Source organism: Actibacterium sp. (genome assembly GCF_041584535.1).
Classification (GTDB): Bacteria; Pseudomonadota; Alphaproteobacteria; order Rhodobacterales; family Rhodobacteraceae; genus Actibacterium_D.
This window is the reverse complement of sequence record NZ_JBFHDW010000035.1, coordinates 1-13,480: the sequence shown is the minus strand read 5'-3', so window position 1 is coordinate 13,480 and position 13,480 is coordinate 1. Positions and strand designations below refer to the sequence as shown.

The window sequence follows — 13,480 nt, the reverse complement described above, 5'->3', positions numbered from 1 at the left end:
TTCCTGTCCGGCCCCAAGGCCGAGATCAATTTCGCCCAGATCATGGCCCGCCGCCTGACCATCACCGGCTCGACCCTGCGGCCGCAATCCGATCTGGCCAAGGCCCGCATCGCTGATCAACTGCGCGAAAAGGTCTGGCCGTTGCTGGACGCGGGCAAGATCCACCCGGTCATCGACAGCGAATATCCCCTTGCCGATGCCGCCGCCGCCCATGCCCGGATGGAAACCAGCCAGCATATCGGCAAGATCGTGCTCAGGATCACCTAAGCCCTTGGGACACCCCCGGCGCACCCCCATATCCATCAGGCGGGGCGCGTAACCTGCGCCGCCCCGCCTGATCGCGAAAGGAACACGCCATGACCGCGAAATCCCCCCATATTCAGGTGCTTCCGGACTATCCCGTCGATGTGCTGGCGCTGTCCGCCAGCGGCTGTGTCACCCATGACGACTATGAACAGGTGATCATGCCGCTGGTCGATCAGAAGATCGCCTCGCAAGGCAAGCTCAAGCTGCTCTATCTTCTCGGCCCCGAATTCGAAAGCTACAGCGCCGGCGCCGCTTGGGATGACGCGCGTCTGGGCGTGATGCATCTGGCCGATTTCGCCCGCATCGCCATCGTCACCGACAAGAAATGGATCCGCCGTGGCGTCAAGATGTTCGCGCCGCTGATCCGCTGCCCGGTGCAGTTGTTCGACACCAAAGACCTTGCTGCGGCCAAGGCGTGGATCACTGCGAACGTTTGATCTTTTTCTTGGCGCAAATACTCCCGCCGGAGGCGTCCCGCCCTATCGAACCGGCTCGAACAATGCGTTTTGCAAGCGACAGTCCCGCACCGTGTCAGCGCCGCAATCGCGTGGCTCAAGATCCGGGGTCAGGCAGATCCGCACCTCCTGAATGCGCGCGTCCTTGCAGGTGACGGTGATCGCATCGGGCCAAAGCTGCGGGTTCTCGGTCAGAAACGCCTCTTCCACCACGGCGGCTGGTAGCTCGACCGCGCGGGTCAGCTTGTGAAACACCTCGGGCCGGGTGATCGCTTCATAGGCGCGGCGGGCCTGATCGAAATAGCTTTCCGCCGCCAGCCCGGCACAGCGCCCGTGCTTTTTCCACTGATACCACGCTAGCCCGCCGGACCCCATGATGTCGGCCATGCCATCGGTGGTCTGGCGGCTGGGATTGCCATAGGGCGAAAAGCAATAGCTGGGCCAGCCGGTTTCATATTGTGGCCAGAGGCCATGCAGCACCCAGCCGAAATCCGCATCCGCCGCGCATTCCGGCGAGCCGCGCGCGTCGCCCTCCAGTGCGCACCACGTCGGCGACCAGCTCAGCGACAGCACGTAATAATCGAAATCCCCCGCCTTTTCGCCGTCGGCAAAAGCCAGCCGCGTGCTTAGCAGCAGCACCAGAACCCAACGCATTTCCTCTTTCCTCTCACGGCAAGGCCGACTATATACGGCCCAAACCCTCCCCGAAAACGAGGATAAGGTCCAGCCGGACCAGCCGTTTTCCCGGCGCGGGAGAGATTTGTTTAAAGGAGTTTGGTCATGGACAAACCGATCATGGCGAAAGCCACTGCTGTCTGGCTGGTGGATAACACGACGCTGAGTTTCAAACAGATCGCCGATTTCTGCGGTCTGCACGAGCTTGAGGTTCAGGGCATTGCCGATGGCGATGTCGCGACGGGTGTCAAAGGGTTTGACCCGGTTGCGAACAACCAGCTGACGCAGGAAGAAATCGACAAGGCCGAGGCCAATCCGACGCATGTGCTGAAGCTGAAATTCAACCCCGCCGCCGTGGGTGAGGAAAAACGCCGTGGCCCGCGCTATACGCCGCTGTCCAAACGTCAGGACCGCCCGGCGGCGATCCTGTGGCTGGTCAAGTTCCACCCGGAACTGACCGACGGTCAGGTCTCGAAACTGGTTGGCACCACCAAGCCGACCATTCAGGCCATCCGCGAGCGCACCCACTGGAACATCTCGAACATTCAGCCGATCGACCCGGTCGCGCTGGGCCTGTGCAAACAGTCCGAACTGGATGCCGCCGTGCAAAAAGCCGCCGCGAAAAAGGCCGCCGAAGGCGCCGCGATGTCGGACGACGAACGCCGCAAGCTGCTGTCGACCGAGCAATCGCTGGGCATGGCGCCCGAGTCGCGCATGCCGTCGTCGATCGCCGGGCTGGAAACCTTCTCGCTGTCGTCGAATGACGACGACGAAAAAGAGGCCCCGCTGCCCGACGCCGAAAGCTTCTTCAACCTGCCCGCCGGCGGGGATGACGACGAAGACGAATAAGATCGATCAAAGGTCTTTACGGAAAAACCCGGCCTTGCGCCGGGTTTTTTGTTTGGGGGCATTCGCTGCGACGCTTCAATTTCGCCGCGGGTGCGAAGCTAAGACGCCTTTCCCCGCGGGGTTCTGAAATCCGCTCTGGAGTTGGAAGCGAAGGGGCTTGAACTCGCAGCGCGCCACTATTTTACTTAAGTTATTGGCGGCACACGTCATATAGGCAATTCTAACCCGCAGCTGATGCAAAGCCGCCATAGAATTAACGTGAGTAATTATGCTGAAGTTTTTGTTGAATTCGACGTTTCGAGCAATTGTAGCGAGCTACGATACGCCCGAAAGAAAAGGCGCTAGAGGTGAGAGGCGGGTGCACAATGCCCTAACATTCGGTCTGCGTGAGAATGATTACCGTGTCCTGTCCGATTTAATTCTGCCGGCTGCGCGTGGCACGACCCAAATAGATCATCTTATACTTTCTCGCTTTGGAATTTTCGTAATCGAGACCAAGAACATGTCAGGCTGGATTTTCGGCGAAACCAACCAGGAAAAATGGACCCAAGTACAAAACCGCAGAAAACGCAGCTTTCAAAACCCTCTTCGGCAGAACTATGCGCATGTGAAAGCCGTGCAGGAGATTTTACAGGTCGATGAAAACGCCCTTCATAACCTCGTTGTATTCACTGGCTCAGCTGAGCCAAAGACAGTTATGCCGGATAGCGTTGCTTGGGGGTTGAAAGACCTTGGAAGGCTCATCGCGCTCCAAAATGAGCAAGTATTTTCCGATGCGCAAGTGAACGCTTACGCGCAAAAACTACGTGATCAGTCATTTGAGAATACCAAAGCGGTGCGTCAGGAACACGTTGAAAACCTTAGAAAGAAGTCCACAGCTAAAGCGCACGTCGCAAATGCAGCCCTTGCGAGTGACACAGCGACTACAACATGCCCTAGATGTGGCTCTAAGATGGTAAAAAGGACCAATCGTAAGACAGGTGATGTTTTTCTGGGGTGCGCAAACTTCCCGAGGTGCAAGGGCACTCGAAAGGCAACTTAGCGCCCGATCTGGTAGCAAGGCTTCCATTGGGAATGGAAGGCGGACGTTGGCTAGTTACAACCCGGTGGGCGCAATCAATTGTCGAATATTCTTGAGTTCGGCACAGCTCTTTACTGCATGAAGGCGTAGGTGAGTTCGAGTTCCCGATTTATCAACGCTGCGGCCCTAAACCCAACTAGGCGGAACGCCCTTGCTCACAGGCGTTGTAGTTGACTCCACCCCCTTAAAAACTCTTCCGGGCCTTCAGGGCTGCGCTGATTGTGCCGTCGTCGAGGTAGTCCAGCTCGCCCCCGATCGGGACGCCTTGGGCCAGTGAGGTGACCGTCACCCCGCGGCCTTCAAGCTCATCCGCGATATAATGGGCGGTGGTTTGGCCATCGACCGTGGCGTTCAGTGCAAGGATGACTTCGCGCACGCCTTCATCGCGGACCCGGTCGACCAGTTTGGGGATGCGCAGGTCGTCCGGTCCGACCGCGTCCAGCGCCGACAGGGTGCCGCCCAGCACGTGGTAGCGGCCCTTAAAGACCTGACCCCGCTCCATCGCCCACAGATCGGCCACGTCCTCGACCACGCAGATTTCGCCGGTGGCGCGTCGCGGGTCGGCGCAGATGTCGCAGATGTCCGAGGTGCCGATATTGCCGCAGCTTACGCATTCGCGGGCGGTGGCGGCGACGTGCTGCATCGCCTCGGCCAGCGGCGTCATCAGCATCCCGCGTTTCTTGATCAGATGCAGCACCGCGCGGCGGGCTGACCGCGGCCCAAGGCCGGGCAGCCGCGCCATCAGGTCGATCAGACCCTCGATATCGCGGGTGCTGTTGCTCATGCCTTAGAACGGCAGTTTCATGTCGGCCGGCAGACCCATGCCTTCGGTCAGCTTGCGCATTTCTTCCTGGCTGCGCTCGACCGCCTTGGCCTGAGCGTCCTTGATCGCGGCAAGGATCAGGTCCTCGGCCACTTCTTTTTCCGACGGGACAAAGATCGACGGGTCGATTTCCAGACCGGTCAGTTCGCCCTTGGCGGTGGCGGTGGCCTTGACCAGACCGGCGCCGGATTCACCGATCACGGTGATCACGTTCAGGTCTTCCTGCAACTGGCCGACCTTTTCCTGCATTTCCTTCGCGGCTTTCATCATCTTGGCCATATCGCCAAGCCCGCCCAGACCTTTCAGCATATCATTCGCTCCTTATTCTTCTTCGAACGGATCCCATTCATCCTCGACCTCGGGCAGCGCCTCTTGGGCGGCGACCTTGGCCAAGGCTTCGGGGGTTCGGATATCGGTTATTTTTGCGCTGGGAAAGGCTGCAAACACGGCCTGAACCAAGGGGTGGGTGCGGGCCTTGGCCTCAAGCGCCAGTTTCTCGGCGTCGCGGTCCTCGGCGATGGTCTTGCCGCCGCCGGATCCGGTGACCGAGATCGCCCAGCGGGCGCCGGTCCATGCCTGCAGCTTTTGCCCCAGACGCGCGGCCAGATCGCGCGGCGCGGATTCAGTCGGTTCGAATTCGATCCGGCCGGGGGAATAGCTGACCAGCCGCAAGGTGGTTTCAACCTCGACCAGCAGCTTCATGTCGCGGTTGTCGCGGATCAGGGCCACGACCTGTTCAAAGCTCACATAGCGCGCCAATGCGTTTTCCGGTGCCTGAGCCAGCGCCGCGACCGGGCCGCCGCTTGTCCCCCCACCACCGCTCAGAGCGGGGCCGCGACCGGCATAGGCCGAGGGGCCAGAGCCGCCGTTCGACGGCGCGGGCGCGGAGGGCCCGGGCGAGGTCGGCGGCGGCATGTCCTGCAATTTGCGCACCAGATCTTCGGGCGTCGGCAGGTTGGACACATGGGTCAGGCGGATGATCGCCATTTCCGCCGCCATCATGGCGTTGGGTGACAGGGCGACCTCTTCCATGGCTTTCAGCAGCATTTGCCACATCCGGGACATGACCCGGATCGGCAGTTCCCCGGCCATCGCCACGCCGCGCGCCCGTTCATCGGGCGAGATCGTCGGGTCTTCGGCGGCGCCGGGGGTGATCTGGATCACGCTGACCCAATGGGTGATTTCGGCCAGATCGCGCAGCACCGCCATCGGGTCGGCGCCATCGGCATATTGTGACGCCAGTTCTGACAGCGCGCCCGCCGCGTCGCCGCGCATCACCATATCAAAGAGGTCCAGAACCCGGCCGCGATCGGCCAGACCCAGCATGGCCCGCACCTGTTCGGCGGTGGTTTCACCGGCGCCGTGGCTGATGGCCTGATCCAGCAGGCTCATCGCGTCACGGACTGACCCCTCGGCCGCGCGGGTGATCAGCGCCAGCGCGTCCTCGGCAATTTGCGCGCCTTCCTTGGCGGCGATGCCTTGCAGGTGGGCGATCATCACTTCGGGCTCAATGCGGCGCAGATCAAAGCGCTGACAGCGTGACAGAACCGTGACCGGCACCTTGCGGATTTCGGTGGTGGCAAAGATGAATTTCACATGCGCGGGCGGTTCTTCCAGCGTCTTGAGCAGCGCGTTGAAGGCGCTGGTCGACAGCATGTGAACTTCGTCGATGATATAGATCTTATAGCGGGCGCTGGCGGCGCGGTAGTGCACCGAGTCGATGATCTCGCGGATGTCGCCAACGCCGGTGCGGCTGGCGGCGTCCATCTCCATCACATCGACATGGCGGCCTTCGGCGATGGCGACGCAATGTTCGCAGACGCCGCAGGGTTCAGTGGTCGGGCCGCCGGTGCCATCGGGACCGATACAGTTCATGCCCTTCGAGATGATCCGCGCCGTGGTGGTCTTACCCGTGCCGCGAATGCCGGTCATGATGAACGCCTGCGCGATCCGGTCAGCGGCAAAGGCGTTTTTCAGCGTGCGCACCATCGCTTCCTGGCCGATGAGATCGGCAAAGGTGGCGGGACGGTATTTGCGGGCAAGCACCTGATAGGCGGTGCCGGGTGTATCAGACATGGGGCCTCGTCAGAGTGGTCGCAGGCACGTTACGCGCTGGGCTGGGCGAGGTCCAGTAGCACCACCGGCAGAGGTCCAGATTCATGCTATGGCGCCAAGCGTGGCGATATTGCCGCAGGTGAAAGATCTGGCGCGGGCGGGCTCTGGCCCGGCGGCAAGGCGGGTGCTATTCAGGCGTCAGGCCGACCGGGCGCGGCCTCCTGATCCGCGGAAAGCTGTATCAGCACGCCCCAGTAAGCGACCGACATATATCTCGGTTCACTCTTGCCCGATCAGCGGATCCTCGGGCGTGTTGAGAGGAAACCGATGACAAACTCCATAGAAAAATTGCGCCGTGCCGCCAAGGCACTGCAAAAGGCCTGCGATGCGGGCGATGCCGTTGCGTTGACGCGGCTCAAGGCGCATGTGGCGCGATCCGTGCATGATTTGAAACGCGCCGATTACCTGCATGTTGTCGCCCGCGAGGCCGGGTTTGACAGTTGGCCGGCGCTGAAATTCGCCGCCGAGACCGTGGGGCTGGACCGCGCGGCCCGGCAGCAACGGCTGAAAGTGGCGCTGTATCACGGGCAAAACCACGTGGTGCAGGCGCTGCTGGACGAGACCCCCGATCTGGCCGAGGGCCTGTTCGGCCTGCAAGTGGCGCTGCTGAACCTGCCCGCTGTGCGCGCGGTTCTGGCCGACGACCCCGAGGCCGCCACCCGCAAACGCGGCCCGCGCACGCCGATGCTGCATCTGGCGTTCTCGCGCTATATCCACGCCCGGCCCGAGTTGAAGGACGACATGCTGGCGATTGCCAGCCTGCTGGTCGCCAACGGTGCCGATGTGAATGACGCGATGCCCGCCCAAGGGGGGGACACCCCGCTGTCAGCGCTTTATGGCGCGATTGGCCATGCCGATAACATGGTTCTGGGGCAATGGCTGTTGGATCACGGCGCGGATCCGAATGACGGCGAGTCGCTGTATCACGCGGTCGAGCTGGGCCACCACAGCGGCCTGAAAATGCTGCTGGCGGCGGGGGCCGATCCACGCGGCACCAATGCGGTGCTGAGGGCGATGGATTTCAACGATCACGTGGCGGTCGAAATGCTGTTGGCCCATGGCGCGCGGCCGGATGAGGACGGCGCGGTTCCGGCCCTGCATCACGCGGCGCTGCGCATGTCGGATGCCCGGATGGTCGGCCTGTTGCTTGGGGCCGGGGCCGATCCGGCGGCGCTGTATCAGGGTGTCACCGCCTATGGCCACGCGCGGGTGGTCGGCAACGCCGATCTGGCGCATGCGATCGAATCCCACGGCACGCCCCCGGACCTGACCGAGGACGAGGCGCTTTTGGCCGCCGCTGCCGATGGCGGCGACACCACCGGGCGCTATATCAATCCGGCGCGCCTGCCCGAGGTCTATCGCAACATCCTGCGTGACATGGCGCATCTGCCCGGCAAGCTGGATCACATGAAGCGGCTTGTGGCGCTGGGTCTGGAATATGACCGACCCGATGCGCAGGGTGTGACCCCGGTGCAATCCGCCGGATGGGAAGGCATGCCCGAGGTGATGGGCTGGCTGATCGCGCTGCGTCCCGATCTGGGGCATGTGAACGCCCATGGCGGCACCTTGCTGGGGGCGATCATCCACGGATCCGAGAACTGCCCGCAGCGGGCCGACCGCGATCATGTCACCTGTGCCCGCATGGCGCTGGAACATGGCGTGGCCCTGCCGCGCAAGCTGTTGTCCTTCGCGGGTGATCCGGCCATTGCGGCGTTTCTGGCCGACTGGGGCCGCCGCTATCCCGGGCAGGTGGTGACGGAGTAGAAAAAAGTGTGAGCGGCTGGGCCGCGAGCCCGGCCAGATGAAGTCAGCATCTTTCCAGGGAATCTGACGCTGGAGCGCATTCAAACTCTGGCGTCAGATTTTTCCTTTTCACTGGCCTATTTGCTGGACGTTCATCCTGTTGGCGTCGGCGAAACAAGAGGCGATCCCTGCAAATCCAATTTGACAAAAGGCATCTCTGGGTTGTGGGATCGACCGACCCGTGCTCTTGTGCGGTATCAACCATAAGTTGGTGGGCATAAGGAAAAGCGGTAATGAGCTTTGGGGCTGTCGATGTGAAGGTGAATGCCGCTGTCTCGCTAGAGGCAAGTGTCGCCGGAAAGGTTAATTTCGCCTCTTCCCAGAACGGTGTGTCCATTATCAAGAAGCTTGTGTTGACGAATAATGGCGATGAGCCACTTGAGAATATTGTCGTCGAAGCAGAATGCGTTCCGGGGCTAATTCGACCGAAGACTTGGGTGATTGACCGTATTCGGCCGGGGGACAAACAGTCTCTGTCCGATCTTGCGACGCCACTGGATACGGTGCTTCTGGGTGGCCTCAACGAAGCAGAGATCGGCCACCTGAAGTTGAGCGTGCGTCAGGATGGCGATGTGCTCTTTGAGGAAAGCCGCCCCATCGAGATGCTCGCACGGGACGAGTGGGGTGGTGTCGGCGAGATGGCGCAGCTTCTGGCGGCGTTTGTCTCGCCCAATCACGCCGTGATCGCCGCAATCCTCAAGGACGCCGGGCGTCTTTTGGAACAAGCCGGTCAAAATGGCAGCATCGACGGGTATCAGTCAAAAGACCCCGGTCGGGTCTGGATGCTTGCCGGGGCGATTTGGTCAGCAGTGACGGGCCTGGGCCTGACCTATGCAGTGCCGCCAGCCAGCTTTGAACTTCGCGGCCAAAAGGTGCGCGACCCGGGGCGCATTCGGTCCGAGGGACTGGCGACCTGCCTCGACAGCTCGCTTTTGCTCGCAGCCAGCTTTGAGGCTGCGGGGCTCAATCCGGTCGTGCTCTTTTCTGAAGGGCACGCCTGGACGGGCGTGTGGCTGACCGATCGCGACTTCGGAACTGTAAGCCAGCCGGATGTGATGGCCGTGCGCAAAGCCGCCGAAGCACGCGAGTTCGTCATGATGGAGACGACGCTGCTGACACAAAGACCGACTGTCGGCTTTGACGATGCAGTCGCCAAGGGCCGAGAACATACCGCTGAGCGCAACGAGCATACTTTCCTGCTTGCAGTGGACGTCCGCCGGGCGCGTGCTGCTCGCGTCCGCCCGCTTGCAAGCCATCAGATCGCAGAAACCGTCGATCCAAACGAGATTCCCGCCAGCCCCGCTGCTTTGCCAAAGCCCTTGGATTTGGGGTTTCTTCCCGGGGATATCGTCGAAGAAGAGCCAGCCACCGCCGACGACCGCATCTCACGATGGCAGAGAAAACTGCTCGACCTTTCCCTGCGCAACCGGTTGCTGAATTTTCGCGACAGTAAGCAGACGCTGCCCTTCTTGTGCCCGGATGTGTCTGCGCTTGAGGATAAATTGGCGGATGGTCAGAAATTCAAGTCGCTACCCCTAAGAGAAGAAGACCCGTTAGGCGACAGGGAGCTTCTGACGAAAGACGAACCGCGGCTTTTGGAAGACGTCGCACGCGATGCGTTTGGCAAAGGGCAGATCGCAGTTCCCCTGACGCGCAAAGAGACCGATAAACGTCTCCTTGAACTGCACCGCCGCGCCAAAAGCGACATGCAGGAGGGCGGGACCAATACACTTTTTCTTGCCGCCGGTTTCTTGCGTTGGAAGAAAACTGAGGGCGACACGCGACGCTACCGGGCTCCGCTTTTATTGATTCCGGTCAAAGTCTCGCGGCGCTCAGCACAGTCCGATTTCATTATCGAACACCACGAAGATGATGTTCGCTTCAACGCCACGCTGCTTGAATTCCTCAAGCGCGACTTTGATTTGAAGGTGCCGGAGCTAGAAGGAGAACTGCCCCGAGACGAAAGCGGCTACGACCTTCCGCGGATTTTTGAGACGATGCGCCGAAAGGTGCGTGATGTCGCGGGTTTTGAAGTGGTCGAAGATCTGGCACTTTCGACCTTTTCATTTGCCAAGTTCCTGATGTGGAAGGACTTGGTTGAGCGGACAGATAGCCTTAGAGAAAGCGCGCTGGTCAAGCATCTGGTTGACAATCCCGCCCAGCCTTTCTTGTCGGAGGGCGACCCTGGCCTGCCGGTTGCAGCAGACGTAGACCGGCGCATAGCACCACGTGATCTTTTTACCCCTTTGCCTGCGGACTCATCCCAGTTGGCTGCGGTTCTCGCAGCACAAGAAGGGCATGATTTCGTGCTGATTGGTCCCCCGGGCACCGGCAAGAGCCAAACGATCGCGAACATCATATCTCAGTGCCTTGCTATTGGGAAAACGGTGCTCTTTGTCGCCGAGAAGTCTGCGGCGCTTGACGTCGTGCATCGCCGTCTTTCTGCGCACGGCCTTGGCGACGCAGTGTTGGAACTCCATTCCAACAAGGCGGATAGAAAGTCGGTTCTTGACCAGCTTGGGCGCAGTTGGAACCGCGCTGCAAACGCATCTGAACAAAGCTGGATCAAAATAACAGACGATCTTTCTGTTACACGAGAACAGCTGAACGCTTATGTGGCGGCGCTGCACCACAAAGGGACGCAGGGCTTTAGCGTGTATCAAGCGATCGGCCGCGCTGCTGCTCTTGAACTGCCATTCCGCCTTGCGTTCGACAACAAGGATGCCCATGACGCCGAGACCTACGCTCATCTCAGCAAGTTGGCAGAAGCACTGGGGCGCTGTCATGAAATCGTTTCTGACCATCCGCGCCTTCCCTTGATCGAGGCCGAGGAGTGGTCCTTCGCCTGGCAAACCCAGCTTTTGGAACGCGCAGAAGCCCTGAAAACGGCAACCCGCGCCCTATCGGACGCAGCGGAAAAACTTGCTCAGATGGCTGGGCTTCAAGCTGACCGCGACGGGGCCCCCGAGTTCCTGAAACGTCTCGTAACCTTGGCGTCCGTCCCCTTGGAGGGTGTAGATGTCAGGTGGGCGGTTGGGCGCGATGTCAAGGAAGCCCAAAGCGATGCGGAACGACTGGCTAAGATCCTTGGCCGGTATCGCACGTCCGCCGCTGCGGTTAAGGCCAGTTATCCGATGGATCGCCTCGATAGCGTGCCGCTTGAGCAATTGGACACCAGTTGGCGTCTTGCCCAGACAAAGATGTGGCCGCTTTCGATTTTCGCAAAGTCCGCCGTCCGCAAGCTGTTGCAGACCTATGCCGTTGGCGGCAAGGCCGAACCGGGGAATGATATCGTTGCCTTGGCGGAAACCAAGCGCGCACGCGCCGAGATCGAAACGCATCCTCTTCGCGATTGCCCCGCGTTCTCGGGTGTCGACACTGACGAACAGAAACTAAGTCTGTGGTTAAAGGAGGCGGCCGAGGTGGTCGAGGCGCTGCAGCCGCTTGGCGCGCTCGCGTCTTCGGAGGATGCATGGAAGACGACCTGTGACCAGATCGCATCCCGGTCAGATGGCGACCTGCGTTCCACGATCTACCGGTTCAAGAGCCTTTACGAAACGTGGAGCGAAAAGGCCGCAGCCTTTTCAGAAACATCGGCGTCGATGCCGCAGGACTGGCCGTTAAGCGAGCTTGCCGCAGAATTGGAAAGGGTCCTCGCGGGACGGGATCATTTGTCGGATTGGACCCGGTGGGTTGGCCTGCGCTCGCAGGCGCGATCAGCGGGGCTTTCGGCACTTGTCGATGCGATGGAGGCCGGGTCTCTTGATGTCGAAGCAGAACTGGCTTTCGTCGCGGCCTACGCGGCTTGGTGGCTGCCGCTCGCCATGGACGCTGATGACGCGTTGCGCGGCTTTTCTTATTGGTCGCATGAGGACGCCATTCAACGGTTCCGCGCCCTTGACGCCCGCGCGACGGAAATGTCGGCTTCTCAGGTTCTTCACCGTGTGCAGCACGGGCTGCCTGCGCAGGACATGGTGCCCAGAAGGTCCGAGCTGGGCACCCTGCGCCATCAACTCGGTCTGCAACGTCCAAGCATGCCAATCCGCGCGCTGATCTCTGAGATGCCGCAAACATTTACCAAGCTGGCGCCTTGTGTTCTGATGTCCCCGCTTTCGGTGGCCCAGTTCCTGCCGGCCGGGCAAGCCTCTTTCGACGTGGTGATTTTTGACGAAGCGTCCCAGATCACGACATGGGACGCCGTTGGCGCCATCGCGCGGGGCAAGCAGGCAATTATTGTCGGTGACCCCAAGCAACTTCCTCCCACGAACTTTTTCGGTCGGGCGGACGGTGGTGATGAGGAACTGCCGGAGAGCGAGCGTGACCTTGCTTCGATCCTCGATGAGGTCGCCGCTGCCGGTATTCCGACCCAACAACTGGACTGGCACTATCGAAGCCGCGACGAATCCCTGATTGCGTTCTCGAACTGGCACTACTACGGCGGAAGACTTGTGACCTTTCCGTCTCCAGCAACAGCTTCAGAGGCGGTGCAACTGCACCAGATAGATGGCGTCTATGCGCGTGGGCAGGGACGCACAAACGAGGTGGAAGCGCGGGCTATCGTGCGGATGGCGGTTCGGAAGCTGACCGAATGGCTGGTGCTGCCCGAAGAAGATCGCCTGACTTTGGGCGTCATTACTTTCAACGGCGAACAGCAGGGGCTTATCCTTGATCTTCTTGATGAAGAACGCCGCCGGAATCCTGATCTTGAATGGTTCTTTGAGGATGCTCGCGAAGAGCCGGTTATCGTGAAAAACCTGGAGAACATTCAGGGCGATGAGCGGGATGTGATGCTCTTTTCCATTACCTTCGGCCCCGACAGCGCGGGGAAACTGTCCATGGCATTTGGCGCGCTTAACGGGGATGGTGGAGAAAAGCGATTGAACGTGGCTGTAACGCGCGCGCGACAGGAGCTTCATATTTTCGCCTCGATCCGGGCGGATCAGATCGACCTGACGCGGACCAAGGCGGTTGGGGTTAAGCATCTGAAGGCGTTCCTCGACTTTGCCGCGCGAGGTCCGATTGCGCTACCGGCGCAGGATGATGGGTCTTTGGGTCCAGTCGAGAACGTGTTCGAAGCGGCTATCAAGGTGGCGATCGAGGCAAGGGGTTGGGAACTGCGCCCGCAGATTGGTGTCTCGGGTTTTCGGATCGATCTGGGGGTTGTGCATCCGGATCATGCGGGTGTTTACCTTGCCGGCATCGAATGCGATGGGGCAACCTATCACGGGTCGGCGACAGCACGGGACCGTGACAAAGTCCGTCAGGCCGTGCTTGAAAACCTCGGATGGACGATCTTCCGTGTCTGGTCCACCGACTGGTTCAGAAATCCAAAGGCCGTTGTCGATCGCATTCACCAAGCGCTGACAGCGCATC

The 13,480-nt window shown here is 60.6% G+C and carries 10 protein-coding genes; 6 read left to right on the top strand and 4 right to left on the bottom strand.

Annotated features, from left to right (window positions below; all coding sequences use genetic code 11):
- A partial coding sequence (locus ABYW26_RS03145; protein ID WP_372603319.1) for a zinc-binding dehydrogenase occupies positions 1–267 on the top strand: 267 nt, incomplete at its 5' end.
- Between the two features lie 89 nt (positions 268–356).
- Positions 357–743, top strand: coding sequence for an STAS/SEC14 domain-containing protein (locus tag ABYW26_RS03140; protein WP_372603318.1), 387 nt, complete (start codon positions 357–359; stop codon positions 741–743).
- Positions 744–785: 42 nt separating this feature from the next.
- On the opposite strand, the gene ABYW26_RS03135 is transcribed toward ABYW26_RS03140, so the two are convergent.
- The gene (locus ABYW26_RS03135; protein ID WP_372603317.1) at positions 786–1,415 is read right to left on the bottom strand and encodes a ribonuclease T; all 630 of its coding nucleotides are present in this window, start codon (positions 1,413–1,415) and stop codon (positions 786–788) included.
- A 126-nt stretch (positions 1,416–1,541) separates the two neighbouring features.
- Between ABYW26_RS03135 and ABYW26_RS03130 the strand changes: the two genes are divergently transcribed.
- Both ABYW26_RS03130 and ABYW26_RS03125 read left to right on the top strand, forming a co-directional pair.
- On the top strand, positions 1,542–2,285 hold the full coding sequence (locus ABYW26_RS03130) for a DUF1013 domain-containing protein (protein ID WP_372603316.1): 744 nt from the start codon (positions 1,542–1,544) through the stop codon (positions 2,283–2,285).
- 268 nt (positions 2,286–2,553) lie between these two features.
- Positions 2,554–3,327: an NERD domain-containing protein gene (locus ABYW26_RS03125; protein ID WP_372603315.1), complete on the top strand. Its 774-nt coding sequence runs from the start codon at positions 2,554–2,556 to the stop codon at positions 3,325–3,327.
- A 223-nt stretch (positions 3,328–3,550) separates the two neighbouring features.
- Here ABYW26_RS03125 and recR read toward each other — a convergent pair whose 3' ends face one another.
- Genes recR through ABYW26_RS03110 form a run of 3 tightly spaced genes read right to left on the bottom strand, consistent with a single transcriptional unit; the run spans position 3,551 to position 6,265 of the window.
- Positions 3,551–4,150, bottom strand: coding sequence for a recombination mediator RecR (recR, locus tag ABYW26_RS03120; RefSeq protein ID WP_372603314.1), 600 nt, complete (start codon positions 4,148–4,150; stop codon positions 3,551–3,553).
- Positions 4,151–4,153: 3 nt separating this feature from the next.
- Positions 4,154–4,498: a YbaB/EbfC family nucleoid-associated protein gene (locus ABYW26_RS03115; protein WP_372603313.1), complete on the bottom strand. Its 345-nt coding sequence runs from the start codon at positions 4,496–4,498 to the stop codon at positions 4,154–4,156.
- A gap of 12 nt (positions 4,499–4,510) precedes the next feature.
- A complete protein-coding gene (locus ABYW26_RS03110) occupies positions 4,511–6,265 on the bottom strand; it encodes a DNA polymerase III subunit gamma/tau (protein WP_372603312.1) in 1,755 nt (584 codons plus the stop codon).
- 306 nt (positions 6,266–6,571) lie between these two features.
- Between ABYW26_RS03110 and ABYW26_RS03105 the strand changes: the two genes are divergently transcribed.
- On the top strand, positions 6,572–8,068 hold the full coding sequence (locus ABYW26_RS03105; RefSeq protein ID WP_372603311.1) for an ankyrin repeat domain-containing protein: 1,497 nt from the start codon (positions 6,572–6,574) through the stop codon (positions 8,066–8,068).
- Between the two features lie 272 nt (positions 8,069–8,340).
- The coding region (locus ABYW26_RS03100; RefSeq protein WP_372603310.1) for a DUF4011 domain-containing protein at positions 8,341–13,480 on the top strand (5,140 nt) is incomplete at its 3' end.

Excerpts from the sequence above, each read along its gene's own strand:
- ABYW26_RS03140 (WP_372603318.1), top strand. The coding sequence starts at position 357 with ATGACCGCGAAATCCCCCCATATTCAGGTGCTTCCGGACTATCCCGTC.
- ABYW26_RS03135 (WP_372603317.1), bottom strand. The coding sequence starts at position 1,415 with ATGCGTTGGGTTCTGGTGCTGCTGCTAAGCACGCGGCTGGCTTTTGCC.
- ABYW26_RS03130 (WP_372603316.1), top strand. The coding sequence starts at position 1,542 with ATGGACAAACCGATCATGGCGAAAGCCACTGCTGTCTGGCTGGTGGAT.
- ABYW26_RS03125 (WP_372603315.1), top strand. The coding sequence starts at position 2,554 with ATGCTGAAGTTTTTGTTGAATTCGACGTTTCGAGCAATTGTAGCGAGC.
- recR (WP_372603314.1), bottom strand. The coding sequence starts at position 4,150 with ATGAGCAACAGCACCCGCGATATCGAGGGTCTGATCGACCTGATGGCG.
- ABYW26_RS03115 (WP_372603313.1), bottom strand. The coding sequence starts at position 4,498 with ATGCTGAAAGGTCTGGGCGGGCTTGGCGATATGGCCAAGATGATGAAA.
- ABYW26_RS03110 (WP_372603312.1), bottom strand. The coding sequence starts at position 6,265 with ATGTCTGATACACCCGGCACCGCCTATCAGGTGCTTGCCCGCAAATAC.
- ABYW26_RS03105 (WP_372603311.1), top strand. The coding sequence starts at position 6,572 with ATGACAAACTCCATAGAAAAATTGCGCCGTGCCGCCAAGGCACTGCAA.